General features: G+C 64.5%; 25 protein-coding genes. 16 read left to right on the forward strand and 9 right to left on the reverse strand.

All coding sequences use genetic code 11. The features are described 5' to 3' along the window. Positions 1 to 5: 5 nt before the first annotated feature. On the forward strand, positions 6 to 1,292 hold the full coding sequence (gene mtoX / locus ACUJB0_RS05090) for a methanethiol oxidase (protein WP_444844285.1): 1,287 nt from the start codon (positions 6 to 8) through the stop codon (positions 1,290 to 1,292). Beyond that, a complete protein-coding gene (locus ACUJB0_RS05095) occupies positions 1,273 to 2,079 on the forward strand; it encodes an SCO family protein (protein WP_444844286.1) in 807 nt (268 codons plus the stop codon). The genes mtoX and ACUJB0_RS05095 overlap by 20 nt, the downstream gene beginning before the upstream one ends. Here the strand turns inward: ACUJB0_RS05095 and ACUJB0_RS05100 are convergent. Both ACUJB0_RS05100 and ACUJB0_RS05105 read right to left on the reverse strand, forming a co-directional pair. Continuing rightward, complete coding sequence (locus tag ACUJB0_RS05100) at positions 2,010 to 3,179, reverse strand: glycerophosphodiester phosphodiesterase (protein WP_444844287.1); 1,170 nt, start codon at positions 3,177 to 3,179, stop codon at positions 2,010 to 2,012. The two genes, ACUJB0_RS05095 and ACUJB0_RS05100, sit on opposite strands and share 70 nt — an antisense overlap. After that, positions 3,179 to 5,575: a TonB-dependent receptor gene (locus ACUJB0_RS05105; protein WP_444844288.1), complete on the reverse strand. Its 2,397-nt coding sequence runs from the start codon at positions 5,573 to 5,575 to the stop codon at positions 3,179 to 3,181. The genes ACUJB0_RS05100 and ACUJB0_RS05105 overlap by 1 nt, the downstream gene beginning before the upstream one ends. 118 nt (positions 5,576 to 5,693) lie before the next feature. Between ACUJB0_RS05105 and ACUJB0_RS05110 the strand changes: the two genes are divergently transcribed. From ACUJB0_RS05110 to ACUJB0_RS05120, 3 genes are all read left to right on the forward strand, one after another. Beyond that, positions 5,694 to 6,008 carry a hypothetical protein gene (locus ACUJB0_RS05110; RefSeq protein ID WP_444844289.1) on the forward strand — a complete coding sequence of 105 codons (315 nt, stop codon included), beginning with the start codon at positions 5,694 to 5,696 and terminating at the stop codon, positions 6,006 to 6,008. A 142-nt stretch (positions 6,009 to 6,150) separates the two neighbouring features. After that, positions 6,151 to 6,726 carry a GNAT family N-acetyltransferase gene (locus ACUJB0_RS05115; protein ID WP_444844290.1) on the forward strand — a complete coding sequence of 192 codons (576 nt, stop codon included), beginning with the start codon at positions 6,151 to 6,153 and terminating at the stop codon, positions 6,724 to 6,726. Next, positions 6,719 to 7,207 (forward strand): MgtC/SapB family protein, encoded by a 489-nt coding sequence (locus tag ACUJB0_RS05120; RefSeq protein ID WP_444844291.1) that lies wholly within the window; start codon positions 6,719 to 6,721, stop codon positions 7,205 to 7,207. The genes ACUJB0_RS05115 and ACUJB0_RS05120 overlap by 8 nt, the downstream gene beginning before the upstream one ends. 61 nt (positions 7,208 to 7,268) lie before the next feature. Here ACUJB0_RS05120 and hslO read toward each other — a convergent pair whose 3' ends face one another. Beyond that, positions 7,269 to 8,228 (reverse strand): Hsp33 family molecular chaperone HslO, encoded by a 960-nt coding sequence (hslO, locus tag ACUJB0_RS05125; RefSeq protein ID WP_161083650.1) that lies wholly within the window; start codon positions 8,226 to 8,228, stop codon positions 7,269 to 7,271. Positions 8,229 to 8,231: 3 nt separating this feature from the next. After that, on the reverse strand, positions 8,232 to 8,756 hold the full coding sequence (locus ACUJB0_RS05130; RefSeq protein ID WP_116990244.1) for a gamma carbonic anhydrase family protein: 525 nt from the start codon (positions 8,754 to 8,756) through the stop codon (positions 8,232 to 8,234). A gap of 157 nt (positions 8,757 to 8,913) precedes the next feature. Between ACUJB0_RS05130 and ACUJB0_RS05135 the strand changes: the two genes are divergently transcribed. The 10 genes from ACUJB0_RS05135 to bamC all read left to right on the forward strand — a co-directional run bounded on the left by ACUJB0_RS05135 (position 8,914) and on the right by bamC (position 18,371). Beyond that, complete coding sequence (locus ACUJB0_RS05135) at positions 8,914 to 9,798, forward strand: alpha/beta fold hydrolase (protein ID WP_444844292.1); 885 nt, start codon at positions 8,914 to 8,916, stop codon at positions 9,796 to 9,798. 252 nt (positions 9,799 to 10,050) lie between these two features. Beyond that, the gene (locus tag ACUJB0_RS05140; protein WP_444844293.1) at positions 10,051 to 11,091 is read left to right on the forward strand and encodes a threonine ammonia-lyase; all 1,041 of its coding nucleotides are present in this window, start codon (positions 10,051 to 10,053) and stop codon (positions 11,089 to 11,091) included. A 29-nt stretch (positions 11,092 to 11,120) separates the two neighbouring features. Continuing rightward, positions 11,121 to 11,954: a 3',5'-nucleoside bisphosphate phosphatase gene (locus tag ACUJB0_RS05145; protein ID WP_444844294.1), complete on the forward strand. Its 834-nt coding sequence runs from the start codon at positions 11,121 to 11,123 to the stop codon at positions 11,952 to 11,954. Between the two features lie 110 nt (positions 11,955 to 12,064). Then, a complete protein-coding gene (gene htpX, locus ACUJB0_RS05150; RefSeq protein WP_444844295.1) occupies positions 12,065 to 12,949 on the forward strand; it encodes a protease HtpX in 885 nt (294 codons plus the stop codon). Positions 12,950 to 12,992: 43 nt separating this feature from the next. Continuing rightward, a complete protein-coding gene (locus ACUJB0_RS05155) occupies positions 12,993 to 13,616 on the forward strand; it encodes an L-threonylcarbamoyladenylate synthase (RefSeq protein WP_444844296.1) in 624 nt (207 codons plus the stop codon). Positions 13,617 to 13,722: 106 nt separating this feature from the next. Next, a complete protein-coding gene (locus tag ACUJB0_RS05160; RefSeq protein ID WP_444844297.1) occupies positions 13,723 to 14,400 on the forward strand; it encodes a site-2 protease family protein in 678 nt (225 codons plus the stop codon). 6 nt (positions 14,401 to 14,406) lie between these two features. Beyond that, positions 14,407 to 15,609: a tryptophan--tRNA ligase gene (locus ACUJB0_RS05165; RefSeq protein ID WP_444844298.1), complete on the forward strand. Its 1,203-nt coding sequence runs from the start codon at positions 14,407 to 14,409 to the stop codon at positions 15,607 to 15,609. After that, complete coding sequence (locus tag ACUJB0_RS05170; protein WP_444844299.1) at positions 15,606 to 16,154, forward strand: class I SAM-dependent methyltransferase; 549 nt, start codon at positions 15,606 to 15,608, stop codon at positions 16,152 to 16,154. The genes ACUJB0_RS05165 and ACUJB0_RS05170 overlap by 4 nt, the downstream gene beginning before the upstream one ends. 87 nt (positions 16,155 to 16,241) lie before the next feature. Beyond that, on the forward strand, positions 16,242 to 17,117 hold the full coding sequence (dapA, locus tag ACUJB0_RS05175; protein ID WP_161083660.1) for a 4-hydroxy-tetrahydrodipicolinate synthase: 876 nt from the start codon (positions 16,242 to 16,244) through the stop codon (positions 17,115 to 17,117). Positions 17,118 to 17,255: 138 nt separating this feature from the next. Then, a complete protein-coding gene (gene bamC / locus ACUJB0_RS05180) occupies positions 17,256 to 18,371 on the forward strand; it encodes an NlpB/DapX family lipoprotein (protein ID WP_444844300.1) in 1,116 nt (371 codons plus the stop codon). A 176-nt stretch (positions 18,372 to 18,547) separates the two neighbouring features. Here the strand turns inward: bamC and ACUJB0_RS05185 are convergent, their stop codons facing one another. The 3 genes from ACUJB0_RS05185 to ACUJB0_RS05195 form a co-directional block, all read right to left on the reverse strand. Further along, positions 18,548 to 18,790: a hypothetical protein gene (locus tag ACUJB0_RS05185; protein ID WP_116990225.1), complete on the reverse strand. Its 243-nt coding sequence runs from the start codon at positions 18,788 to 18,790 to the stop codon at positions 18,548 to 18,550. A gap of 296 nt (positions 18,791 to 19,086) precedes the next feature. Then, entirely contained in the window at positions 19,087 to 19,563 is a 477-nt protein-coding gene (locus ACUJB0_RS05190) for a DUF7931 domain-containing protein (protein ID WP_444844301.1), read from the reverse strand. Between the two features lie 15 nt (positions 19,564 to 19,578). Continuing rightward, positions 19,579 to 20,700, reverse strand: a complete 1,122-nt coding sequence (locus ACUJB0_RS05195; RefSeq protein WP_444844302.1) for a JmjC domain-containing protein — start codon at positions 20,698 to 20,700, stop codon at positions 19,579 to 19,581. 103 nt (positions 20,701 to 20,803) lie between these two features. On the opposite strand from ACUJB0_RS05195, the gene ACUJB0_RS05200 reads away from it, so the two are divergent. Continuing rightward, the gene (locus ACUJB0_RS05200; RefSeq protein ID WP_444844303.1) at positions 20,804 to 21,346 is read left to right on the forward strand and encodes an FKBP-type peptidyl-prolyl cis-trans isomerase; all 543 of its coding nucleotides are present in this window, start codon (positions 20,804 to 20,806) and stop codon (positions 21,344 to 21,346) included. Between the two features lie 10 nt (positions 21,347 to 21,356). Here ACUJB0_RS05200 and ACUJB0_RS05205 read toward each other — a convergent pair whose 3' ends face one another. Together ACUJB0_RS05205 and mutS are read right to left on the reverse strand one after the other, a co-directional pair. Further along, on the reverse strand, positions 21,357 to 22,331 hold the full coding sequence (locus ACUJB0_RS05205) for a hypothetical protein (RefSeq protein ID WP_444844948.1): 975 nt from the start codon (positions 22,329 to 22,331) through the stop codon (positions 21,357 to 21,359). Between the two features lie 80 nt (positions 22,332 to 22,411). After that, positions 22,412 to 25,102, reverse strand: coding sequence for a DNA mismatch repair protein MutS (gene mutS, locus ACUJB0_RS05210; RefSeq protein ID WP_444844304.1), 2,691 nt, complete (start codon positions 25,100 to 25,102; stop codon positions 22,412 to 22,414). Between the last annotated feature and the right edge of the window lie 238 nt (positions 25,103 to 25,340).

Consider the following 25,340-nt stretch of genomic DNA (forward strand, 5'->3'; position numbering starts at 1 on the left):
CTGAAATGAAATTTCTGCCTGTCGCAAGTTTGTGCTTGTCGGTGTTGCTGGCCTGTCCGGTCCGCGCCGACGAGACCTGCAATTCTCCCTACATGGCCAACCTGATCAAGGGCCAGGAAGACTACGTCCATGTCTGGACGCTGGGCATCAAGGGCATCGGCGACGGCCGGGACAAGCTCGTCACCATCGACGTCAACCCGGCCTCGCCCAAGTACGGCAAGGTGATCAACTCGCTGTCGGTGCAAGGGCACGGCGACGCGCACCACTTCGGCTTCACCGAGGACCGCAAATACCTGTGGGCCGGACGCCTGGAGGACAGCAAGATCTTCGTGTTCGATGTCGGCACCGATCCGGCCCATCCCAAGCTGGTCAAGACCATCGACAACGTGCCCGCCAAGACCGGCTTCGTCGGCCCGCATACTTTCTACGCGCTGCCGGGCCGGATGCTGGTCGGCTTCCTGTCCAACCCGCGCGACAAGGGCGGCGCCACCGGCATCGCGGTGTACAACAACAAGGGCGACGTGGTGGCCAGCTATCCCAACCCCACCGGCAAGATCGGCGACGTGCAGGGCGACGGCTACGGCTACGACGTGGCGATCAACCCCGCCCGCAACGCCATGCTTACGTCCAGCTTCACCGGCTACGACAACTACCGCACCGACCTCGACAAGCTGATCAAGGACCCGGCGGCCATGCAAAGATTCGGCAACACCATGGTGCTGTGGGATTTCAAAGCCATGAAGCCGCTGCAGATCTTCAGCACGCCGGGCGCGCCGCTGGAAGTGCGCTGGTCGCAGTCTCCCGGCGACAACTGGGCGATCACGGCCACCGCGCTGACCTCCAAGCTGTGGCTGGTCCGGCCCGACGCCAACGGCCGCTGGCAGGCGCGCGACGTCGGCCCGATCGGCGATCCGGCCAGCACGCCGCTGCCGGTCGACATGTCGATCAGGGCCGACGGCAAGGGCTTGTGGGTCAACACCTTCATGGACGGCAAGACGCGGCTGTTCGACCTGAGCAATCCGGAAGCGCCGCGCCAGGTCTATGAGAAGGTCACGGGCAAGCACGTCAACATGATCAGCCAGAGCTGGGACGGCAAGCGCCTGTACATCACCACCAGCCTGCTGGAGCACTGGGACCTGGGCAACGACGACCATTTCATCAAGCTCTACCACTGGGATGGCCACGAGCTGAGCGAGCAATGGAAGATCGATTTCTACAAGGAGAAACTGGGCCGTCCGCATCACATGAAGTTCAGCGCGAAGCCGGCCCCCAATGTGGCGTCGCTGCGTTGACCACTGGCCGCTGCTGGCGGTCCTGCTGCTGTTCCTGCTGTTGAGCGGAACGGAGAACGTGCCGACAGCAGGCGCGGCCCCACAACCGGCGCCCGCACCGTCGCAGCTGATCGTGCCGGTGGCCGGCAGCTACCGCCTGCCGGTGATACAGCCCGGCCCGCGCGGCATGGTGCTCGACAGCGACGGCCGCGACATGCCGCTGGAACGGTACACCACCGGCCGCGTCACGCTGCTCAGTTTCATGTACACCTATTGCACCGACGCGACCGCGTGCCCGGCGCTGTTCTCCACGCTGAACGTCTTGCGCGAACGGCTGCTCAACGCGCCCGCGCTGGCGCACCGCGTGCGGCTGGTCAGCATGTCGTTCGACCCGGTCAACGATACGCCCGAGGCCATGAAGAACTACGGCGGCGCGCTGGCGCAGCCCAGCCAGTCGCTGCGCTGGCATTTCCTGACATCGCGCTCGGTGGAACGCCTGCAGCCCATCCTCGATGAACTGGGACAGAGCACCTCGGTCCAGCTCGACAAGCAGGGCAGGCCGACGCGCCTCTACTACCATCAGGTCAAGCTGTTCCTGTTCGACCAGCGCGGGCGGGTGCGCGAGATCTACAGTCCTGCCTTCCTGCAGCCGGAGCTGATCTACCGCGATATCCAGACCCTGCTGCTTGAAGCCGACACGGCGCAAACCCACGCCGCCGTGCCGGCTGACCGGCGACATCAGCTCAGCGCAGCCCGGCCCAGCGCAGGGTCGTCGGTGAAGAAGCCGTCCATGCCGGTGGCGATGTAGCGCTTGATTTCGGCGATCGAGCCGGCCTCGTTGCGCGCGGCGTCGCCGGCGTTGTTGCGGAAGTCCGCCGCCAGGAAATGGTTCTCCGGACGGAAGGTCCACGGCTCCACCCGCAGGCCCGCCTTGTGCGCGTCTTCCACCAGCGAGCTTGGCTGGTCCAGGCTGCCGTCCTTCTTCAGCGGAATCAGCGAGCGCGTCGGCGGCGCCACCACGTCGGCGTACTGCGCGATGTCGCGCAGGCCGGCCGGCGTGCACATCTGCGCGAAGGTCAGCGTGCCGCCGGCCTTGGCCACGTCCATCGGCCGCACGTTCTCGCCGATCACCAATTGCATCAGGCGCAGGTTGGCGCGCTGGCCCAGCTTGCCGCGCATGTACTTCAGGTTGGCCACTTCGAACGATTGGATCTCGACCGGGTTGCGGCGCGTGTAGTCGTGCGCGGCCAGGATGGACAGGAAACGGTCCTCCAGCGGCAGGCCGACGCTGGCGAAGTAGGTCGAGTGCTTCAGCTCCGGCACCAGGCCGATGATGCGCCCGCGCGCCGCTGCCTCGGCCGCCGTGAAGTCGATGATCTCCTCGAACGTCAGCACCTGGAACATGCCGTTGTACTGCACGCTGCCGGGACGGAATTGCGGCAGGCGCTCCACCGCGCGCAGCGTCTTCAGCTCGGCCAGCGTGAAGTCGTCGACGAACCAGCCTTCGTGGGTTTCGCCGTCGATGGTCTTGCGCGTCTTGCGGCTGGCGAACTCGGGGTGGTTGGCGACGTCGGTGGTCTCGCTGAGGAAGGCCTCATGGCGCGCCACCAGCACGCCGTCCTTGGTGCTGCACAGGTCCGGCTCGATATAGTCGGCGCCGTCGGCGATGGCCTTGGCGTACGAGCCCAGCGTGTGTTCGGGACGCAGCGCGCTGGCGCCGCGGTGGCCGAACACCAGCGGGGTCTTCGGTCCCGCGCCGACCGGGGCGACGCCCGGCATGCCGGACAGGTCGGGCGTGGCGGCCGCCAGCACCGAGCCGGGCAGGATCAGCGCCGAGGCCGTGGCGGCAGCGGCGGTCTGGATAAAGCCGCGCCGGGACAGGCGCTTGGGCAAATAAAGATTGTTCATCAGAAGTCAGCCATCAAAGTCAGGAATCCCTGGCGCGGTGCGATCGGATAGGTATTGTACGTTCCGCTGGCCGCGCCGACCACCACGTTCAGGCTGCCTTCGCGGTTGGCCAGGTTGCTGACGTTGAGGCGGTAGCGCGCGTTCTTGATCCAGCTATTGTTCAACATCGGCAGCTTGCCCGACACGCCCAGGCTCATCAGGAAGTAGCTCGGCACGTCCAGGTCGTTGGTGTAGGTGGCGTAGCGCTTGCCGACGTAGTCGCCGATCAGCTGGAACTCGGTGTCGGCCACGGTCATCGTGGCGACGAACTTGTTCATCCACTCGGGGCTGCCCGGCACCGACTTGCCGGAAGTCTGCACCACGTCCTTGCCGTTGTTGTAGTTGTCCGAGTAGGTCGAGCGGTTGAACGACAGCGCGTCGTAGAATGAGAACATGCGGCCGAAGTGCAGCGTGCCGGAGATGTCGATGCCGTCGGTCTTGACGCCGCCGACGTTGGCCAGCACCGGATTGCCGCCGATGATGGAGGTGATCACCGGCGTCGGGCTGATGGTCAGCAGGCGGTCCTTGAAGTCCACGTGATACAGGTTGACCTGGCCGTCGATGGCCTGCAGTGGACCGAGGTCCAGCTGGTGGCTGGTGCGCAGGCCCAGCTCGTAGGTGATCGAGGTCTCAGGCTTGGCGCTGCTCTTGAACAGGTCGAACGCGGCCTGGCTCGCCAGGCTCCACGGCGAAGCACCGCCGCCGCCGTAGGTGACGAACTGGCGCATGTTCTTCTGCACGTTGACGAACATCTGGTCCTGCGGCGTGATGTCCCAGCGCGCGCCCAGCTGCGGCAAGAACCATTTCTTGGTGATGATCTCGCCCACCGGCAGCGCCAGCGAACCGTTGGCGATCGCGCCCTTGGCCGGCTGCACCGGGAACTGGCCGTCGGCAAATTGCAGGCTGGACTTGAAGCCAGCCTGCACCGCCAGATCGTCGCGCACGCGCCATTCGTCCTGCAGGTGGATCTGGGCGACCTTGTTGTCGATCTCGCTGCCGTACTGCGTGATCAGCGGATTGCTTGGACGGTCGTATGGCGAGCTCGGGTTGTTGACGTCCAGCGCGTACCAGCGGCGATAGGCCGACGAGCGGTTATGTTCCAGCCACAGGCCGCCTTGCAGCTTGTGGTTGCCGAACTCGCTGGTCAAGGTCGACAGCCAGCCGTTGCGGTTGATCGCGTATTCGGTGGTGCGGGTGGCGTAGCCGGAGTTGCCGAACACCTGCTTCAAATTCTGGCCGGGGAAGTAGACCGCGAACAGGCCCGGCAGGCCGGCCACGCCGATCGGGCCGGCCACCACGCCGACGCCGTCGTCGTTGTGGTAGTAGACCTGGTTGGACCAGGTGGTCGACTCGTTGATGTTCAGGTCGTACTTGGCGTAGGTCAGGTAATCCTTGCGCTGGGCGTCGCTGTAATAGTTGCGGTAGTTGTTGCCCTCGGCCGCAGGCGTGGCGCCGGTCGGCGACAGGTAGGCCAGCGCGGCCTGGAAGTCCGGATACGTGAACGGGCGAGTATAGGGCTGGAACTTCTCGCTGGCCGAGCGCACGGTGGCATCTTCGTTCGGCTCGATCTTGTCCGAATAGTTGAAGTACAGCGTCAGCTTGCCGGCGTTGCCCTGGTTGATGTACTTGGCGTTGATCTGGTCGCCGCCCTGGCGGCCGTTGAAATCCCAGGCCTTCTGCTCGTGGTGGATGGCCGAGATGTAGGCGCTGTTGCCGTTGCCGAAATCGCCCGTGTCGTAGCGCAGGAAGGTGCGCGAAGTGCTGTGGCTGCCGACGGTCTGCTGCACGGCCAGGTTGCGGCTGCGCTGCGGATCGCTGGAGAAGGTCTCGATGGTGCCGCCCAGGTTGCTGGTGGACGCGGTCGACAGATCGCCCGCGCCGGACGACAGGATCACGCTGCCGACGTTCTCGCTGATGACGGCGCGCTGCGGCGACAGGCCGTTGTAGTTGCCGTACTGCTGGTCGCCGAGCGGCACGCCGTCCATGGTGTAGCCCAGTTGCTGGCCGCTGAAGCCGTGCACGAACAGCGACAGGTTCTGTTCATTGTTGCCCCAAGGGTCGGCGGTCTGGAAGCTCACGCCCGGCAGGGTCTCCAGCGCCTTCAGCGGGTTAATCCCCGGCAGGATTTTTTGCATATCGCCCTTGGTCAGCGCGACCGAGGAGCGGGTCTTGCGGGTGGCGATCTCAATCGTGGCCACTGGCGCGGCGGCGGCCGCCTCGGCTTCCGTGGCGTGTCCGGCGGCCGCTGCGGGCGCATCGGCGGCCATGTCGGCAACGGCGGCGGCGACATTGGCGGCCATCGCCAGCATAGGGAAGCTCAGCGCGGCGAAGCACACTGCGGATAATTTCTTGTTCATGATCAGCCTTGGATACCAGTTGGAGGAAATGTAAACTTTGCGCATGATAGGCACCGAGTGTTACCGGGTGATGACGCCGTGCGCTACACTGCTGGCTGGAAATAACGAGAGGATCGCGATGCGCAAACTTTGGATGCTGGCGCTGGTCATGCCACTGGCCGGCTGCTACACGGTGAATCAGGCGGCGTTGGGCAATTTCATCACGCAGACGGTACAGCCGGGCATGCCGCTGGAGCAGGCGCTGGTACGCATGCGCGCCGAAGGCTTCTACTGCAACACCAGCACCGGCGGCACGGTAACGATCTGCACCCGCAACCAAGAGCGCTTCCTGCGCGGCTCGTGTGTGGAGCGGGTCGACCTGGTGCGCAGCGCCACCTCGACGCAAACGCTGGGCACGATCGACGTCATGGAAACCCGTTGCGCAAAACTATGATGGGGTCAAGTCTGACATTCGGACACGGCCTCTACACTATGATGGGGTCAAGTCTGACATTCGGACACGGTCTCTACCGTACCAAGGTGGGGTCAAGTCTGACATTCGGACACGGCCTCTGCCGTGGCGGGGTGGTGCCTGCATGACCTCGCCGATCCAGGTCGCGCAGATGGCTACCGGTCGTCTGCTGCTCAAGCGCCCGGCCGCTGGCGACGGCGCCAGGCTCCTCGCATATCGCGAACGGAACCGCGACCATCTTGCACCATGGGAGCCCAAGCGCACCGGGCAGTTCTACACCTTGCAGGCGGTTGAGGAACAACTCGGCCGGATGGAACGGCTGGTCGAGGAAAAGTCTGCGCTCTTTTGGCTTCTGCAATTTCCCGACAGCGATGAAGTGGTCGGCGAGTGTGCCTTCACCAATATCGTCCGCGGACCGTTCCAGGCGTGCCACCTTGGCTTCTCGCTGGACAGCCGGCACACGGGCAAGGGCCTGATGCACGAGGCTTTGACAGCGGCGATTGCGCACATGTTTGAAGTGCACGGCCTGCATCGCATCATGGCCAACCACCAGCCTTCCAACACCAGCAGCGAGAAACTGCTGCGCCGCCTGGGTTTCGAGCGCGAGGGCCTGGCCAGAAAATACCTGAAGATAAACGGACGTTGGGCCGACCATGTGCTCACGTCCCTGATCAACCCTGTGGAAGCAAAAGATGATTGATTATTGGGATATCGCGGGCCGGCTCGTGATAGCGCTGCTGTTCGGCTGCATCATCGGCATCGAACGCAATTTGCATGGCAAACCCACCGGCATGAATACGCTGGGCTTGGTCGCGATGGGCGCGGCGCTGGTGACGATGGCCGGCATGGAGTTCGCCCCGCTCGATGGCGCCTACAGCCACGATGCGCTGAGCCGCGCGATTCAGGGCGTGGTGACGGGCATCGGTTTTCTTGGCGCCGGCGTCATCGTGCTGAACAACCAGTCGTCCAAGGTGAAGGGGTTGACCACGGCGGCCTCGATCTGGATGACGGCGGGCATCGGCATCGTCTGCGGCATGGGCGCGTGGCGGATCGCCGGCATCGGCTTGGTGCTGGTGCTGCTGCTATTTCTGGTCGGCCATCCGCTGGAGCGCATGCTGCACCGGCGCTGGCTGGGCAAGAGCGAGAAGGAACGGGCCGACATCAATCTGCACGACGACTAGACAATAAAAAAACGCGCCGGACTCGAACGTCGGGCGCGTTTTTTACCAGGGCGGTGCGTGCTTAGTGCTTCACTTCGCCCGCCGGGATCAGCGCTTCGACCGGCGCGTCGCTGGCGAACAGCTGCGCGCAATCAACCTTGTCGTAGTCGTAGCGCTGGCCGCAGAAGTCGCAATTGACGCCGACGTGGCCTTGCTCTTCCAGCACGCTGTCGACCTCGGCGCGGCCCAGCATCTTCAGCATGTTGCCGACCTTCTCGCGCGTGCAGGTGCAGTGGAAGGCCGGATGCAGCGGGTCGAACACGCGGATGGTCTCTTCCCAGAACAGGCGCTGCATCAGCACGTCGATGGTGGTCGACAGCAGTTCCTCTTCCTTCAAGGTCGAGCCGAGGATCACGGCGCGGTTCCAGGTTTCCAGCGCTTCGTCCTCGGTCAGCGGCGCCGCTTCGGTCTTGCCGCCGTTGTAGGGCAGCTTCTGCAGCAGCAGGCCGCGCGAGACGTTGTCGTCCGCCGCCAGCCACAGCTTGGTGTCCAGCTGTTCCGAGCGCAGCATATAGTTTTCAATCACGGTGCCGACGTCATCGCCATCCAGCGGCACGATGCCTTGGTACGGCTGCTGGCCCGGCATCTTGTCGGCCGGATCGAGCGTGATGATGAAGCGGCCCTTGCCGTGCGCGTTCAGCAGCGCCGGCAGTTTGGCGTCGTCGGCGATCACGGCTTCGGGATCGATCTTGGCGGTGGCGCGCAGGTGCAGGTCGGCATCGCACTCGACCACCAGCAGGCGCACCGGACCATCGCCGTGGATCTGCATGATGATCGAACCGTTGAACTTCAGATTGGCCGACAGCAGCGCGGCGGCGGCCACCATCTCGCCCAGCAGCTTCTTGACCGGGGCAGGGTAGGCGTGGCGCGACAGCACCTCGCGCCAGGTGGCGGAGATGTCGATGAACTCGCCACGCACGGCGGCGTTGTCGAAGATGAATTTCTGCAGGGTGTCCTGGCCGATGATGGGGGTAATGCTCATGTGTTATCCAATCTTTTTGAGTTGCGTCTTGAACAGTTGGCCGCGCTTGACGTAGCTGTCGGCGCTGGCGAGCAGGCGCGCGGCGTCCTCGTCGGTCAGCGTGCGCACGGCCTTGGCCGGCGAGCCGATGATCAGCGAGTTGTCCGGGAATTCCTTGCCCTCGGTGACCAGCGCGCCGGCGCCGACCAGGCAGCCCTTGCCGATCCTGGCGCCGTTGAGGATCACGGCCTGGATGCCGATCAAGGCGCCGTCGCCGATGGTGCAGCCGTGCAGCATGGCCTGGTGGCCGATGGTGACGTTCTTGCCCACCGTGAGCGGATAGCCCATGTCGGTGTGCATGACCGTGCCTTCCTGTACATTGCTGTTTTCGCCGATGGTGATGCGTTCGTTATCGCCGCGCAGCGTCGCACCGAACCACACCGACGTGTTGGCGTGCAGGCTGACTTTGCCGATCACTGTGGCAGTGTCGGCTACAAATGACGATGCATCGATCTCGGGCGCATGTTCGCCCAGTTGATATATAGACATTGGAAACCTTAGGTTGAGTGCTGAATACAGCGCTGATGAGCGGTGGGATGGCGCTATTTTACGCTTGAGCGGCTATCGAACGGTCGTGCTATTATTTTACTTCATCGCCAGCAAGCAACCGATATTGCGCCGGCTTACGTAATTTCAAGGACCACCCATGACCTTCACTTCGTCCCGCTCCGAGTTCCTGACCATCCGCGGCCTGCGCTGCCACGTGCGCCACTGGGGGCGGGAGGGCGCGCCCAAGATTTTCATGCTGCACGGCTGGATGGACGTGGGCGCCTCGTTCCAGTTCGTGGTGGACGCCCTGCAGGGCGACTGGCATGTGATCGCGCCGGACTGGCGCGGCTTCGGCCTGTCGCAGCGCTGCGGTACAGATACCTACTGGTTCCCCGACTACCTGGCCGACCTGGACGCCATCCTGCGCCACTACTCCCCGGATGAGGCGGTCAACCTGCTGGGCCACAGCATGGGCGGCAACGTGGTCGGCATCTACGCCGGCGCGCGGCCGGAGCGCATCCGCAAGCTGATCAATCTGGAAGGCGGCGGCCTGCGCTCGAGCAAGCCGGAGCAGGCGCCCGGCCGCTACGCCAAGTGGATGGACGCGCTGCTGGAGCAGCCGGAGTTGCGCAACTATCCGACGCAGGCCGCCGTCGCCGCGCGGCTGCAAAAGACCAATCCGCGCCTCAGCGACGAGCGCGCCGCCTTCCTGGCGCAGCACTGGTCGGCGCAGAACGACGCAGGAGAGTGGGAGATCCTCGGAGATCCGGCCCATAAGCAGCCGGGCCCGCTGCCTTACCACGTCGAGGACATCATGGCGTGCTGGAGCGCGATCAGCGCGCCGGTGCTGTGGGTCGAGGCGGACCAGACCAATATGTGGACCTGGATGGGCGGCGAGCAGGAAGGGCGTGCCGAGCTGGTGCGCCGCCTCGGCTATTTGCGCGACGTTGAATGCAAGGTGCTGGCCGATGCGGGCCACATGCTGCATCACGACCAGCCGGAGGAACTGGCGCACCTGATCGAGGCTTTCCTGCAGCGCTAAAAACGAAAAGCTTGCCAAGACTTTGCGGTTTTGGCATGATTGAACGCATGAACTCCCATCCGACCACTCAGCCAACCCGCCGCCACGTCGCCTCCGACGCTGGTGCTGCCGCGTTGGCCGGTCGGAATCTGTCCGCCGTCTCCATTATTCGAATTATTCAGGGTCGCTGAGCTGCGGCTGCGCCGGTGCTCGGCGCCCCCAGACTCCACGCGGCGATGCCGCATTCCCTCGAATATTTTATGGAGCTGCACCATGACACCATCCTATCCCTCGCTGGCCGAAGTCCGCGATACCGCCCGCCGCCTGCAAGGCAAGATCCTTGAAACGCCAGTGTGGCGCTGGCAGACCGGCGTGGCCGAAGAACAGTTTGCCGGCGGCGAGGTCTGGCTCAAGCTGGAACTGTTCCAGAAGACCGGCACCTTCAAGCTGCGCGGCGCCCTCAACTGCGTCGAAGCGCTGGACGAGGCGGCGCGGCGGCGCGGCATCGTCGCCGTCAGCGCCGGCAACCACGCGATCGCCGCTGCCTACGCGGCCAAGCTGGCCGGCTGTAGCGCCAAGGTGGTGATGCCGCAGCACGCCAGCCCGGCCCGCATCGCCGCCTGCCGCGAGTTGGGCGCCGAAGTGCTGCTGATGCCCGACGTACACCAGGCTTTCGCGCGCGGCCGCGAGATCGAGCGCGACGAGGCGCGCACCATGCTGCATCCTTATGAGGGACCGCTGACCGCGCAAGGCACAGCCACGGTGGGCCTGGAACTGATGGCGCAGGTGCCGCATCTGGACGCGGTGGTGGTGCCGGTAGGGGGAGGCGGCCTGTGCGCGGGCATCGCCGCCGCCGTCAAGCAGATCAATCCGGCTTGCGCGGTGTATGGCGCGGAGCCGTTCGGCGCCGATGCGTTGTATCGCAGCTTCGCCTCGGGCCAGCCGGAAGCGCTGGAGCGGGTCGACACCGTGGCCGACAGCCTGGGCGCGCCGTACGCGATGCCCTACAGCTTCGGCGTCTGCCGCCGCTTCGTCGACGAGGTGGTGCGGGTGACGGACGACGAAATCTGCCTGGCGATGCTGAACCTGTTCCGCGACGCCAAGCTGGTGGCGGAGCCTGCGGCTGCCGTGGCGACCGCCGCGCTGTTCGGGCCGCTGCGCGAGCGGCTGGCGGGCAAGCGTGTGGGCGTGCTGGTGTGCGGCTCGAACATCGATCCGGTGCGCTTCGCCGAACTGCTGGCGCGTGGCGCGCGCGTGCGCGGCGCCGGTCTTGATACAGCCATGGATGGACTTTGCTCAGGCAGCGTACAATGAAGCCTTCATTGCCGTAATTATTGAGCCATATGTTGAAAGTCGATCTGCACTGCCATTCCAGCGTTTCCGACGGCGTCCTCGCGCCGGCCGCCGTGGCGCAGCACGCGCGCAAGGCGGGCGTGGACGTGTGGGCGCTGACCGACCACGACGAAGTGGGCGGCATCCCCGCCGCCCGCGCCGCCGCGCAGGAGCAGGGCATGCGTTTCGTCACCGGGGTCGAGATCTCGATCACCTGGGCCAACGAAACCGTGCACATCGTCGGCCTGCAGATCGATGAGAACAATGCAGGCCTGGTCAACGGCCTGGCCTGCACCCGCTCCGGCCGCGACAACCGTGGCCGCGAGATCGCCAACCAGCTGGCCAAGGTCGGCATCGAAGGCGCCTACGAGGGCGCGCTCAAGTACGTCGGCAATCCCGACCTGATGTCGCGCACGCACTTTGCCCGCTACCTGGTGGAAATCGGCGTGTGCGCCAACATTCCCGAAGTGTTCAAGAAATACCTGTCCGAGGGCAAGCCGGGATACGTGCCGCATTGCTGGGCCACGCTGGCCGATTCGGTCAACTGGATACGCGGCGCCGGCGGCATCGCCGTGATCGCCCATCCTGGGCGCTACAAGTTCAGCCAACTGGCGCAAGGGCAGCTGTTCGACGAGTTTAAGCAGCTGGGCGGCGCGGCCATCGAGGTGGTCACCGGCAGCCACACGCCGGAGCAATACCCGGTCTACGCGCAGCTGGCCAACAGCTACGGCTTCCTGGCCTCGCGCGGTACCGATTTCCACGCGCCGGGCGAATCCCGCGTCGACTTCGCGCTGCTGCCGCCGCTGCCGGCCAACGTCACCCCGGTCTGGCACGACTGGTTCTGATCGGTAATTTACCGCGCCGATTACCGGCGCGTTGTAAGAGCTTGTATCTTGATTTCGCGCGGTCGCACCTTAATGTTTGGACATATTGCTGTCCGTACTGGAGACCTCTTATGAAACGCATCGTCCTGTTTATCGCCACCAACCTCGCTGTGATGCTGGTGCTGTCCATCGTTCTGTCGCTGCTGGGCATCGGCCGTCCGGGATCGGGCAACACGCTTCAACTGGGCAGCCTGCTGGCGTTCTCGCTGGTGGTCGGCTTTACCGGCGCGATCTTTTCCCTGCTGATCAGCAAGCCGATGGCCAAGTGGTCGACCGGCGCCCGCGTGATCGCCACGCCGTCGTCGTCCACCGAGCTGTGGCTGGTCAACACGGTCAAGGCGCTGTCCGAGCGCGCCGGCATCGCCATGCCGGAAGTGGCGGTCTACGACGGCGAGCCGAACGCCTTCGCCACCGGCGCCTTCAAGAATTCGGCGCTGGTGGCGGTCTCCACCGGCCTGCTGGAAAACATGAACCGCGACGAGGTGGAAGCCGTGCTGGGCCACGAAGTCGCCCACGTCGCCAACGGCGACATGGTCACCATGACCCTGATCCAGGGCGTGGTCAACACTTTCGTGGTGTTCCTGGCGCGGGTGGTGGGCTTCTTCGTCGACAACGTGCTGCTGAAGAACAACGACAGCGAACGGCGCGGCCCCGGCATCGGCTACATGGTCACGGTGTTTGTGTGCGAGATCATCTTCGGCCTGGCCGCCTCGCTGATCGTGGCCTGGTTCTCGCGCCAGCGCGAGTTCCGCGCCGACGCCGGTTCCGCCCGCCTGCTGGGCAGCAGCGTGCCGATGCAGCACGCGCTGGCCCGCCTGAACGGCATGGAGCCGGGCGCCTTGCCGCAGTCGATCGCGGCCGCAGGCATCACCGCCGCCGGTGGCTGGACCGCGCTGTTTTCCACCCATCCACCTTTCGAGCAGCGTATTGCGGCCTTGCGTAGCGTACAATCTTAACCGTGAATAACAGCGGCCGGGACCATGCACCGGCAGCGCCCATATGAGTCAATTTTTCCAGGTCCATCCCGTCAATCCGCAGCCGCGCCTGATCAAGCAGGCGGCGCAGATCGTGCACGACGGCGGCATCGTCGCCGTGCCAACGGATTCCTGTTACGCCCTGGTCTGCCATCTGGACGACAAGGCGGCGGTCGAGCGCCTGCGGCGCATCCGCGGCATCGATGAAAAACACCACCTGACCCTGCTGTGCCGCGACCTGAGCGAGATCGGCGTGTACGCGCGGGTCGACAACCGCCAGTTCCGCCTGCTCAAGGCGGCCACGCCGGGCCCGTTCACCTTCATCCTGGAAGCGACCAAGTGCGTGCCGCGCCGGCTCAGCCATCCGTCGCGCAAGACCATCGGCTTGCGGGTGCCGGAGGACGCCATCGTCCACGCGCTGCTGGAAGAGCTGCAGCAGCCGCTGCTGGGCACCACGCTGATCATGCCAGGCGAGGAGGACGCGCTGAACGACGCCGACGCCATTTGCGACCGGCTGGGCAAGCAGATCGAGCTGGTCATCGACGGCGGCGCCTGCAGCCTGGAGCCGACCACGGTGATCGACCTCAGCGGTTCGGGCGCCGAGCTGGTGCGCCAGGGCAGGGGCGACGCGGCGATGTTCGGCCTGTAAGCCTGGCCTAAGCCTGGGCTGTCAATGTCAGGCTTTTAACTGGGCAAGCGCGCCGGCCCTTGACGGCGCAGCAAGAGCACGCTCCGGCCTCTGGTAAAATCCCTTCATGAACGAAACCGATAGTATTATCCAGACCATCGCGGTCTACCTGATCCCTGTTCTTTTTGCAATTTCCCTGCATGAAGCCGCACACGGATACGTCGCCCGCTATTTCGGCGACCCCACCGCAGCCAACGAAGGCCGCCTGAGTCTCAATCCGCTGCGCCACATCGACCCCTTCGGCACGGTGATCCTGCCGCTGATCCTGAGCCTGCTGCACCTGCCCGCGCTCGGCTATGCCAAGCCGGTGCCGGTCGACTACGGCCGCCTGCGCAATCCAAAAAAGCAGATGGCGCTGGTGGCGGCGGCCGGCCCTGCGGCCAACTTCGCCATGGGCCTGGGCTGGATGGCGCTGTGGGTGGTGCTGACCTATGCGCTGGGCGTCCAGCAGGACGACTTCTTCATCGAGATGAGCAAGGCCGGCATCGGCGTCAATTCGGCCATGTGCGTGTTCAACCTGATTCCGCTACCACCGCTGGATGGCGGCCGCATCGTCACCGGCATCCTGCCGCTGCCGCTGGCGCGCAAGTACGCGCAGATCGAACGTTATGGCATGTACGTGTTCATCGGCCTGATCCTGATGATGCAGTTCGGCCTGCTCACCGGCTTCCTGATCGGCGGCATGCACATTTTGCAGGGCATGTTCCACGTGCTGTTGTACCCCCTTATTTTCCTTCTGAGCTGAGCGACTATGTATCCCGATCGTGTTGTATCCGGCATGCGCCCGACAGGGGCCATGCACCTGGGCCACTACCACGGCGCCTTGAAGAACTGGATCAAGATGCAGTCCGAGCTGCCATGCCTGTTCTTCGTGGCCGACTGGCACGCGCTGACCACGCACTACGACGACCCGTCCATCATCGAGCGCAGCACCTGGGAAATGCTGGTCGACTGGCTGGCCGCCGGCGTCGATCCGTCGCAGTCCACGCTGTTCATCCAGTCCCGCGTGCCCGAGCATGCCGAGCTGCACCTGCTGCTGTCGATGGCCACGCCGCTGGGCTGGCTGGAACGCGTGCCCACCTACAAGGACCAGATCGACAACCTGTCCAACAAGGACCTGGCCACCTACGGCTTCCTCGGCTACCCGCTGCTGCAGGCGGCCGACGTGCTGATCTACCGCGCCAGCCAGGTGCCGGTGGGCGACGACCAGGTGCCGCACATCGAGATGATGCGCGAGATCGCGCGGCGCTTTAACCACCTGTACGGCAAGGAAAAAGGCTTCGAGGAAAAGGCGCAGGAAGCGGTCAAGAAGCTGGGCAGCAAGCGCGCCAAGCTCTACAACGAACTGCGCACCGAATACCAGCAGGACGGCAAGGAAGAGGCGCTCGAGCAGGCCAAGGCCATGCTGGACGACGCCCAGAGCCTGTCGATGGGCGACCGCGAGCGCCTGTTCGGCTACCTGGAAGGCAGCCGCAAGCTGATCCTGGTCGAGCCGCAGGCCCGCCTGACGGCCGCCTCGCGCCTGCCGGGCCTGGACGGCCGCAAGATGTCCAAGAGTTATGGCAATTCCATCGCGCTGCGCGAGGACAAGGCCACCGTGGAAAAGAAGATCCGCACCATGCCGACCGATCCGGCCCGCGTGCGCCGCACCGACGCCGGCGACCCGGCCCGCTGCCCGGTCTGGCAGTTCCACCAAGTGTACTCCGACAACGCGACCCAGGAATGGGTGGTAAAAGGATGTAAATCCGCCGGCATCGGCTGCATCGAATGCAAACAGCCGGTAATCGACGCCATCATCAAGGAACAGGAACCCATGCACGAGCGCGCCCAGCAGTATCTGGACGACCCGTCGCTGGTGCGCGCCATCGTCGCCGACGGCAACGACGCGGCCCGCAAGATGGCGCTGGAAACCATGCGCGACGTGCGCGAAGCGATGGGGCTGGCGTACTCATGAGCGACGTCGTTTCCCCCTGGGTGCGGCGCTACGCCCCGCTGATCCCCGGCGGCGAAGTGCTGGACTTGGCCTGCGGCAGCGGACGTCATGCGCGCCACCTGGCCTCGCTGGGTCACGCCGTGGTCGCGGTGGACCGCGATCCCGAGGCGCTGGCCGCCGCGGCAGGACCTGAAATCACTACCACCGCCATCGACCTGGAAGAGGCGGGCGCGACCTGGCCCTTTGGTCCGGATAGATTTGCGGGCATCGTGGTCACAAACTACCTGCATCGGCCGCTAATTGCCGACATGCTGGCCAGCCTGGCGCCGAACGGCGTGTTGATCTACGAAACCTTCTCGGATGGCAACGCGCAGTTCGGCAAGCCCTCGAATCCAGCCTTTTTGCTGCAGGCCGGCGAGCTGCTGGACTGGGCGCGCAACCACGGCTTGCGCGTGGTGGCCTTCGAGGACGGCGTCATCGACACGCCAAAAGCTGCCATGGTGCAACGTCTATGCGCCGTGAAGCCTGATTTCCCGCGAGTGGCGGCGCTTTTACCGCCATTTTGAGGGCCGATTTGTCTCCCCGAATGCACCATACGGGCAGGCTATCGTCTACAATCGTTGTTTTATACTTTATGCAGGCAGTGGTTACCTATGATTAAGGGCAGCATAGTAGCAATCGTCACCCCGATGAACGCAGACGGCAGTCTGGACTTCGAGGGTCTGAATCAGCTGATCGACTGGCACATCGCCGAAGGTACGGACAGCATCGTCATCGCCGGCACCACCGGCGAATCGGCCACCGTGAGCGTGGAAGAGCATTGCGCGCTGATCAAGGCGACGGTTGCCCATGCCAAGGGCCGCATCCCCATCATCGCCGGTGCCGGCGCCAACTCCACCGCCGAGGCGATCAAGCTGACCCGTTTCGCCAAGGAAGCCGGTGCGGACGCCACGCTGCAAGTGGTTCCTTACTACAACCGTCCTACGCAGGAAGGCATGTACCAGCACTTCAAGGCCATCGCCGAAGCGGTGGACCTGCCGGTCATCCTGTACAACGTGCCGGGCCGCACCGTTGCCGACATGAGCAACGAGACCATCCTGCGCCTGGCGCAAATCCCGAACATCGTCGGCGTCAAGGACGCGACCGGCAACATCGGCCGCGGCTACGACCTGCTGCGCCTGGCGCCTAAATCGTTCGCCGTGTACTCGGGCGACGATCCGACCGCGATGGCCCTGATGCTGGCCGGCGGCGCGGGCAACATCTCCGTCACCGCCAACGTCGCCCCGCGCGACATGGCCGACATGTGCGAAGCGGCGATCGCCGGCAACATCGCCAAGGCGGTTGAGCTGAACAATAAAATGTTCCCGCTGCACCAGAAACTGTTCATCGAGCCGAATCCGGTGCCGGTCAAATGGGCGCTGGCGGAAATGGGCAAAATGCCTGCGGGCATCCGCCTGCCGCTGGTGCCGCTGGCGGCCGAATGCCACGACGCGGTACGCGCGGCCCTGCGAGAAGCCGGCGTACTGTAAAAACCTTAGCCACAAGCCCCGACTTCGGTTCGGATCATCCCTGATTTGCTGCTTTTCAGCTTCTTAAACAGTAACGACATGACTATTCGCAAGACAGCTTCTATTTCCTCGCAGCGCGCCGTTGTAGTTGGCGCATTGATGGCCAGTTTGACCGGTTGCGGCATGATCAGCTCCGTGGTCGGCAACGATAAGGTGGACTACAAGTCCGCCAAGAAGGCCAGCACGCTGGACGTGCCGCCGGATCTGACGCAATTGCAGAAAGATAACCGCTACTCGCTGCCGGATTCGAACAACGGCATCGCCACCGCCTCGGGTTACAACGCCTCCAAGGGCATTGCCACCGGCCCGGCCGCCATCGTGCCGGGCACGCCTGCCGCCGGTACCGTGGTGCCGACCAGCATCAACGACATCAAGGTCGAGCGCGACGGCAACCAGCGCTGGCTGGTGATCAAGCAGACGCCTGAGCAACTGTGGCCGCAGCTGAAGCAATTCTGGGAAGATTCGGGCTTCGTGCTGGCCAAGGAAAACGCCACCGCCGGCACCATGGAAACCGAATGGAACGAAAACCGCGCGAAGATTCCGCAGGATTTCATCCGCAACACCATCGGCAAGGTATTTGACTCGGTCTATTCGAGCGGCGAGCGCGACAAGTTCCGCACCCGCATCGAACGCCGCGCCGACGGCGCCAGCGAGATCTACATCAGCCATCGCGGCGCCCAGGAAGTGGTAACCGGCGCCCAGAAGGAATCGACCACCTGGATGCCGCGTCCGAACGATCCGGGCCTGGAAGCTGAATTCCTGGCGCGCCTGATGACCAAGCTGGGCAACGGCTCGGAAGTGGCGCAAGCCAAGTCCGCCGTGGATACCGCGATTGTGCAGCCGCAGCATGCGTCGCTGGTGGGCTCGGGCGCCGACCGCGCCGTGCAGGTGGACGAGGGCTTCGACCGCGCCTGGCGCCGTGTGGGCCTGGCGCTGGACCGCGCCGGCTTCACCGTGGAAGACCGCGACCGCACCCAGGGCATGTACTTCGTTCGCTACGTCGACGACGCCACCGAAACCAAGGGCTTCTTCAGCAAGCTGTTCAGCTGGGGCTCGTCGTCGGAAGCCGATAAGGAAGCGCAGCGCTATCGCATTTCGGTGAAAGCCGGCGCGGGCAATAGCAGCACCGTTACCGTGTTGAGCAATGCCGGCAAAGCGGAAGCCACTCCGGTCGCCGAAAAGATCCTGACTCTGCTGCACGAGCAATTGAAATAAAGAGATGACCGGCAATTGCCGGTTATTAAAAAACCCGCCAGCCTGAACGCGCTCAAGATCGCGCTCAGTGCTGGCGGGTTTTTTTTATATCTGCATCCAAATGGAACTTTCCCCTTGGATGCAAAAGCATCAGGCGTAAAAAAACCGGCCCGAAGGCCGGCTTTTCCACAAGCTGATTACTTCGAAGCAGCAGGAGCAGCAGCAGCCGAAGCGGCTGGAGCAGCAGCAGCGTCCGAAGCAGCAGGAGCAGCAGCGGCTGGAGCAGCAGCGTCAGCAGCTGGAGCAGGTGCTGGAGCAGCAGCTGGAGCAGCGGCTTCTGGAGCAGCTACTGGAGCTGGAGCAGCAGGAGCTTCTTCTTTTTTCGAGCAAGCAGCCAGAGCAACAGCCAGCAGGGAAACGATCAGCAGGGATTTTTTCATGGGGTTTTCCTTAATTAATTCAAAATTAAACACAATTGTTGCGATTAATAATTACCGGTAATTATCGCTCATTAGGTCGTCTTCGAAGGCTTTCGTACCGGAAATGGTGCCTGCCAGACAACGGAAACTTCCTAACCGAATATTATAGCGATTTTTAGTGCGTCGCAATAGGAGAAACAGCCGTTTCCACAACTATTTTGCGATATCGCAACTTTTCCGTTTCGACTCCACTTTAGCAGATTCGCCACAGAATACCAGTGTTCGCATCGAACACCGGCATTTTACCTTGAACTGGATCATAATCCAGTTGAGTTTGCGAACAAACTGGGTGCGGATTCTAACCAAATCGTAATAAAACGGTCACCACTGGTTTGCGTATCTTCCGGCCCGTCAAAAACTGCTTCGCCACGGAAATGATCCGCGTGAAATCGCCGCACAATATGGCGCTCGTCGGCGATGCAAAAAGAGTCCGTCAGCTGGCGCAATTGCTGGCTGGTGCGGCGCACTTCCACCAGATGGCTGTAATCCTTGATCAAGCGCAGAAAGCGCGGCGCGTCGCGCTCGATGTGATGGCCGTCATGCCCGGCCAGTTGCAGCTGGCCGCCATTGTGCAGGAATCGGCGCAGCAGGGCGTCGGTGGCGCTGCTGCCCAGCTCCCAGATGGCGAAATTCGGATCGAACAGCGTCAGCGTGCGCTCGGCGCGGGTGAAGCAGCTGGCCAGGTGCTCAAGAAATTCCGCCCTGGTGGTGAATGGAAAACTCTGCCTGTCCATGCCGCCTCCCCGTGATTAGCCCAACTCGATCCAGCCGTCCTGATACCAGGTGTACAAAGCGTCCATGACGTCGTCCGACGCCTGGACCGCCTCCGCGCCGGTCAGCGCGCGATTGTTGGCCAGCAGCTCCAGCGTGATCTTGTCGGCGCGGCTGACGCCGAACGATTCGCCGTTGATGAACACGTGCTTGCCGCGGTACAGCATCTGCGACTTGCGCGACAGCGACAGGCCCTTCTTCGCCACCGCTTCGCCGAACTTGCCAAACGTCAGCGGCTTGGCCGGGCCGGTGAAGAACACATTGTGCTTGGGCTCGGACATGTACTCGCCCAGGAAGATGGTGATGTCCTCCTCGGTGAAGCTGACCTTGTTGATTTCCTCGGCGATCGTGTTCAGCATATTGCGCGGGATCTCGGCCGGCTTGGAGGTCGCCTCCAAGTCGGGGTCGGCGTAGCGGCCCGGCAGGTCGATCGAATCGGCCATGAACTGCAGGAAGGCCTCGCCCAGCTCCTGGTAGGACGGCGAACGGAAGCCGATCGAATAGGTCTGGCAATCGCCGATGGCGACGCCGTCGTGCGCGTAGTGCGGCGGCAGGTACAGCATGTCGCCCGGATTGAGCACGAACTCCTCCTGCGGCTTGAAATTGGCCAGGATCTTCAGCGGCAGGCCTTCGACCAGGCTCAGGTCCTTCTGCGGGCCGATCTGCCAGCGGCGCTGGCCCTGCGCCTGCAGCAGGAACACGTCGTAGGAATCGAAGTGCGGACCGACGCCGCCGCCATCGGTGGCGAAGCTGACCATCAGGTCGTCCAGGCGCGCATCCGGCAGGAAGCGGAACTGGCGCAGCAGCGCGTCGGCCTTGGCGTCGAACAGGTTGACGCCCTGGACCAGCACGGTCCATTCCTTCTGGTCCATTGGCGGCAGGCTTTCCAGCGGGCCGTGCTGCATATTCCACTGGCCGTCGACGTTCGTCACCAGGCGCGATTCCGCGTGGTTGGTCGAGGCCAGCTTGGTCAGCGCCTCCATGCTCAGCAGCGGCTTGAAGCCGGGGATGGCGTTACGGATCAGCAGGGGCTTTTTGTGCCAGTAGTCGCGCAGGAACTGCGCCGGCGTGATGTCGCCGAGGAGAGGTAATTTTTTCATGCGCTCATTATAACCATGGCCGCGCCGATTGTCGGGCTGGCGGCGGCCCGGCAGGCGATCCAAGGTATAATTCCGGGGCTTATATACAGAAAGGAATTACAAAATGAAGATTGCCAAGAACACGGTCGTGACTGTGAATTACAAGCTGTCCGATGCCCAGGACAATCTGATCGAAGACGGCCGTCAGCCTATGGTCTACCTGCACGGCGGCTACGAGAACACCCTGCCGAAGATCGAAGAAGAGCTGGACGGCAAGGAAGTCGGTTATTCCTCCATCATCCAGATCGAACCGGAAGATGCGTTCGGCGACTACGACGCCGCGCTGGTCAAGGTCGAGCCACGCAACCGCCTGCCAGAGCCGCTGGAAGTGGGCATGCAGTTCGAAGGCATGCCGGACGGCGACGATGGCGAAGAAGCGATGATCTTCACCGTCACCGATATCGCTGACGATAAAGTGGTCCTGGACGGCAATCACCCGCTGGCCGGCATGGCGCTGCGCTTCTCGTTGAGCGTGGCCGAAGTGCGTGAAGCCTCGGACGAAGAAATCGCCCACGGCCACGTGCACGGCGCCCACGGCCACCACCACGGTGACGAGGACGACGAAGGTGAAGAGGGCGATCACGTCGCCATCCACCCGATCCACTAAGCTGTAGAAGTTATTGCGTCGCCTCGGCGGCGCCGCCCTTGAGCGTGAACAGGGCGGCGCTGCCGGGCGCGACGCGCACCTCGGCCCATTCCGCGGCCAGGCTCAGATGTCCCACATTGCCGCGCCAGACGATGGACGGCTCGGTCCCGGCGCCGCCCTGGGTATCGACCAGCAGCACCTTCCCTTTGAATTTTTCCGCCATCGCCCGTATCTGCCGGCGCGGTTCGGCGAAGCCATCCTGTTTCGATTGAAAACTCGGCAGCAGCGAGAAGCCTTGCTCCGCCTGCACGCCGACGTCGCCGTCCGAGAACAGCACCAGGCCCTGCATCTTCTGCCGCTCGGCCAGCGTGAACAGGCGATGCAGCCAGGCGCGGTTGGCCACCAGCCGGTCCTCGTACTCGCTGTTGCGGCCCGCCTCGGCGCGGAAGTGGTTGTTGTTGGCCGGCAGATTGATGGTGGCGAACAGCACCTTGCCGTATTCCCAGTGCGCGTTCTCCGCGTAGCTGCGGAACTTGGCGCTGGCCGACAAGCGCGTCAGCGGCAAGCGGCGCTCGCCCAGCGACTCGCCGTCGGCGTAGAACAGTTCACGCAGGCGGTTCAGGCGCTCGATGGCGTTCGAGCGGCCGATGGAATTGACGCAGCCGCTCCAGTCGCTGCCGGCCAGCGAGACGATCATCGGTGCCGCCGCGTCGTTCAGCAGCGCGCGGCGCTGGGCATACAGCCTGTCGCTGCAAGGCTCCGTGCTGGACTTGATACCGGTGGCGACGATGAAGGCAGGAGCGACCTGCGTCACGTCGGCGATGGCGCGCTTGAGCACCGATTCATCCGGGCCGCTCTTGAACGAATGGCCGATCACGCCGAACTGGAAGCCGCGCGTCGCCGGTTGCGCGGCCTGCGCCGGGCACGCGGCCAGCGCCGCCAGCGCGACCAGCGTCACCAGTGCGACCGCACCGGCGGCATCGGCGGCGCCTGCGACATCGGCCATGCCGGCCGCGCCAGCCGCGATCGCGCCCAGGCGGCGCAACGGCGCCGCGGCAGTGGCCGTGCCAGGGACGCGCAGCGACATCATGCCTGCGCCGTCTCCGTCAGGCGCTTGAGCTGATACAGGCGTTCCAGCGCCTCGCGCGGGGTCAGCGCATCGGGATCGAGATCGTCGAGCGCATCGAGCAGCTCGCGCATCGCCGGGCTGGCCGCTGCGGGCGCGCTGTGCGCCGGCGCGTCGAGCACCTCGTCGTCCGCATCGGTGGTCGGCGCGGCGAACAGGTCCAGCTGCGGCGTGGCATCCAGCGCCTGCGCCTCCAAACGCGCCAGATGCTTGCGCGCGGCCTTGATCACCGGCTGCGGCACGCCAGCCAGCTGCGCCACCTGCAAGCCATAGCTCTGCGACGCCGGACCATCCTGCACCGCATGCAGGAACACGATGCTGTCCTTGTGCTCGACCGCCGACAGGTGCACATTGGCCGCCGTCGGATGGCTCTCCGGCAGCTGCGTCAGTTCGAAGTAGTGGGTGGCGAACAGCGAGAAGCTGCGGCTGGTGTCGATCAGGTGGCGCGCGATGGCCCACGCCAGCGCCAGGCCGTCGAAGGTCGAGGTGCCGCGTCCCACTTCATCCATCAGCACCAGCGAATGCTCGGTGGCGCCGTTCAGGATCGCTGCCGATTCGGTCATCTCCACCATGAAGGTCGAGCGCCCGCCGGCCAGGTCGTCGGTGGCGCCGATGCGGGTGAAGATGCGGTCGATCGGGCCGATCGTCGCGCTGGCGGCCGGCACGTAGCTGCCCACGTAGGCCAGCAGCGTGATCAGCGCCACCTGGCGCATGAAGGTCGATTTACCGCCCATGTTAGGACCGGTGATCAGCAGCAGGCGGCGGTCTTCGACGAAGCGGCAATCGTTGGCGATGAAGCGTTCGATCTGGTTCTCCACCACCGGATGGCGGCCTTCGACGATGTTGATGCACGGCGTATCGACCAGTTGCGGCGCGCACCAGTTGTGGCGCAGCGCGTGGTCGGTCAGCGAGGTCAGGGCATCGAGCTGCGCCAGCGCCTTCGAGATGGTCTGCAGCGTGCCGATGTACGGCGCCAGGTCGCCCAGCAGCTGGTCGTACAGCATCTTCTCGCGCGCCAGCGCCTTGTCCTGCGCCGACAGCGCCTTGTCCTCGAAGGCCTTCAGTTCCGGCGTGATGTAGCGCTCCGCGTTCTTCAGCGTCTGGCGGCGGCGATAGTCGTCCGGCACCTTGGTGGTCTGGCCGTGCGTGACCTCGATGTAGAAGCCATGCACCTTGTTGTACTCCACGCGCAGGTTGGCGATGCCGGTGCGGGCGCGCTCGCGCGTTTCGAGATCGACCAGGAACTGGCCGGCGTTCTCCGACAGCGCGCGCAACTCGTCGAGCTCCGCGTCGAAGCCGCGCGCGAACACGCCGCCGTCGCGCACCATCGCCGCCGGCTCCAGCGCCACCGCGCGTTGCAGCAGGTCGAGGCAGGCGGCCGGCGTGGCCATGTCGGCGTGGACGGCGGCCAGCAGGCCGTCCGGATCGGTCAGCGCGCGCTGCATCGCCTGGCGCAGCGACGGCAGCTGCTGCAAGCCATCGCGCAGGCTGGCCAGGTCGCGTGGACGCGCCGACAGCAGCGCGATGCGGGTGGTGATGCGTTCGATATCCGGCACCTGCGCCAGCGTGTGCGACAGCGCGCCGGTGGCGTCGGCGTGGCCCAGCGCGGCGATGGCTTCGTGGCGCGAACGGGCGATGGCCTGGTCGCGGCGCGCGTGGTGCAGCCAGTGGCGCAGCAGGCGCGAACCCATCGCCGTGCGGCAGTGGTCCAGCAGCGAGAACAGGGTCGGCGACTCCTGGCCGCGTATGGTCTCGGTCAGCTCCAGGTTGCGGCGGGTGGCGGCATCGAGGCCGATGAATTCATTCTCGGTCTCGGTGGCCAGCGAGCGCACGTGCTGCAGGCCGCGTCCCTGCGTCGACTGCGCATAGCGCAGCAGCGCGCCGGCCGCGCCGAACGCCGCGCCCAGGCCATCGGCGCCGAAGCCGGTCAGCGTCGCCACGCCGAGTTGATCGAGCAGGGACTTATGGCCGCTGACCACGTCGAAGTGCCAGTCCGGCACACGGTTCACGTGGCAGTGGACGTCTTCCTCGAACAGGTCGGCGTTATCGCCGCGCAGCACCTCGGCCGGCGCGATGCGCTCCAGCTCCTGCTGCATGCGGGCGGTGACGGTGCGGGTGTCGCCGGAGAACTCCATCAGCTTGAGCGCGCCGCTGGCCAGCGACAGCCACGCCAGGCCGGCCGTGGCCACCTTGCGCTGGCTGATGATGCACATCGCCAGCAGCGGACGTTCGGCCTTTTCCGGCAGCAGGTCGGCATCGGTCAGCGTGCCCGGCGTCACCACGCGCATCACCTTGCGTTCGACCGGGCCCTTGCTGGTGGCAGGATCGCCGATCTGCTCGCAGATCGCGCACGACTCGCCGATCTTGACCAGCTTGGCCAGATAGCCTTCGAGCGAATGGAAAGGCACGCCGCACATCTTGATCGGCTGGCCGCCCGAGCTACCGCGCGCGGTCAGCGTGATGCCCAGCACGCGCGCCGCCTTTTCCGCGTCCGAGTGGAACAGCTCATAGAAGTCGCCCATGCGGTAGAACACCAGCATGTCCGGGTATTCGGCCTTGATGCTCAGGTACTGCTGCATCATGGGGGTGACTTTTTCGGTAGGGCTGTTCTTGACGGCGGCGGCGTTGATTTCGGTCGGGACGGTGGTCATTGGTTCTTTTTCGGCGGTGCGATGAGTCTGGTTTTGCAGGGGTAAAATCGGCCCCGGCGCGTAACCCATCATTCTACCGCTTTCGGGCGCGCGCCCCCAAGATTGTGTTTGTTATCAAACCGGTCCCTGGCCATGCAATGGCGCCGTTTCTGACAATTTGTAATGCTTCAGCCATGTTGGCGTCATGTTGCTGCGGTAAACTCACGGCCGCGAGGGCGGGAAGCTCCGCGGAGACTGC

Origin of the sequence: Duganella caerulea (assembly GCF_040362985.1) — a bacterium.
Classification (GTDB): Bacteria; Pseudomonadota; Gammaproteobacteria; order Burkholderiales; family Burkholderiaceae_D; genus Rugamonas; species Rugamonas vulcania.

Coding starts and splice junctions, on each gene's coding strand:
- mtoX (WP_444844285.1), top strand. CDS start 6: ATGAAATTTCTGCCTGTCGCAAGTTTGTGCTTGTCGGTGTTGCTGGCC.
- ACUJB0_RS05095 (WP_444844286.1), top strand. CDS start 1,273: ATGTGGCGTCGCTGCGTTGACCACTGGCCGCTGCTGGCGGTCCTGCTG.
- ACUJB0_RS05100 (WP_444844287.1), bottom strand. CDS start 3,179: ATGAACAATCTTTATTTGCCCAAGCGCCTGTCCCGGCGCGGCTTTATC.
- ACUJB0_RS05105 (WP_444844288.1), bottom strand. CDS start 5,575: ATGAACAAGAAATTATCCGCAGTGTGCTTCGCCGCGCTGAGCTTCCCT.
- ACUJB0_RS05110 (WP_444844289.1), top strand. CDS start 5,694: ATGCGCAAACTTTGGATGCTGGCGCTGGTCATGCCACTGGCCGGCTGC.
- ACUJB0_RS05115 (WP_444844290.1), top strand. CDS start 6,151: ATGACCTCGCCGATCCAGGTCGCGCAGATGGCTACCGGTCGTCTGCTG.
- ACUJB0_RS05120 (WP_444844291.1), top strand. CDS start 6,719: ATGATTGATTATTGGGATATCGCGGGCCGGCTCGTGATAGCGCTGCTG.
- hslO (WP_161083650.1), bottom strand. CDS start 8,228: ATGAGCATTACCCCCATCATCGGCCAGGACACCCTGCAGAAATTCATC.
- ACUJB0_RS05130 (WP_116990244.1), bottom strand. CDS start 8,756: ATGTCTATATATCAACTGGGCGAACATGCGCCCGAGATCGATGCATCG.
- ACUJB0_RS05135 (WP_444844292.1), top strand. CDS start 8,914: ATGACCTTCACTTCGTCCCGCTCCGAGTTCCTGACCATCCGCGGCCTG.
- ACUJB0_RS05140 (WP_444844293.1), top strand. CDS start 10,051: ATGACACCATCCTATCCCTCGCTGGCCGAAGTCCGCGATACCGCCCGC.
- ACUJB0_RS05145 (WP_444844294.1), top strand. CDS start 11,121: ATGTTGAAAGTCGATCTGCACTGCCATTCCAGCGTTTCCGACGGCGTC.
- htpX (WP_444844295.1), top strand. CDS start 12,065: ATGAAACGCATCGTCCTGTTTATCGCCACCAACCTCGCTGTGATGCTG.
- ACUJB0_RS05155 (WP_444844296.1), top strand. CDS start 12,993: ATGAGTCAATTTTTCCAGGTCCATCCCGTCAATCCGCAGCCGCGCCTG.
- ACUJB0_RS05160 (WP_444844297.1), top strand. CDS start 13,723: ATGAACGAAACCGATAGTATTATCCAGACCATCGCGGTCTACCTGATC.
- ACUJB0_RS05165 (WP_444844298.1), top strand. CDS start 14,407: ATGTATCCCGATCGTGTTGTATCCGGCATGCGCCCGACAGGGGCCATG.
- ACUJB0_RS05170 (WP_444844299.1), top strand. CDS start 15,606: ATGAGCGACGTCGTTTCCCCCTGGGTGCGGCGCTACGCCCCGCTGATC.
- dapA (WP_161083660.1), top strand. CDS start 16,242: ATGATTAAGGGCAGCATAGTAGCAATCGTCACCCCGATGAACGCAGAC.
- bamC (WP_444844300.1), top strand. CDS start 17,256: ATGGCCAGTTTGACCGGTTGCGGCATGATCAGCTCCGTGGTCGGCAAC.
- ACUJB0_RS05185 (WP_116990225.1), bottom strand. CDS start 18,790: ATGAAAAAATCCCTGCTGATCGTTTCCCTGCTGGCTGTTGCTCTGGCT.
- ACUJB0_RS05190 (WP_444844301.1), bottom strand. CDS start 19,563: ATGGACAGGCAGAGTTTTCCATTCACCACCAGGGCGGAATTTCTTGAG.
- ACUJB0_RS05195 (WP_444844302.1), bottom strand. CDS start 20,700: ATGAAAAAATTACCTCTCCTCGGCGACATCACGCCGGCGCAGTTCCTG.
- ACUJB0_RS05200 (WP_444844303.1), top strand. CDS start 20,804: ATGAAGATTGCCAAGAACACGGTCGTGACTGTGAATTACAAGCTGTCC.
- ACUJB0_RS05205 (WP_444844948.1), bottom strand. CDS start 22,331: ATGGCCGATGTCGCAGGCGCCGCCGATGCCGCCGGTGCGGTCGCACTG.
- mutS (WP_444844304.1), bottom strand. CDS start 25,102: ATGACCACCGTCCCGACCGAAATCAACGCCGCCGCCGTCAAGAACAGC.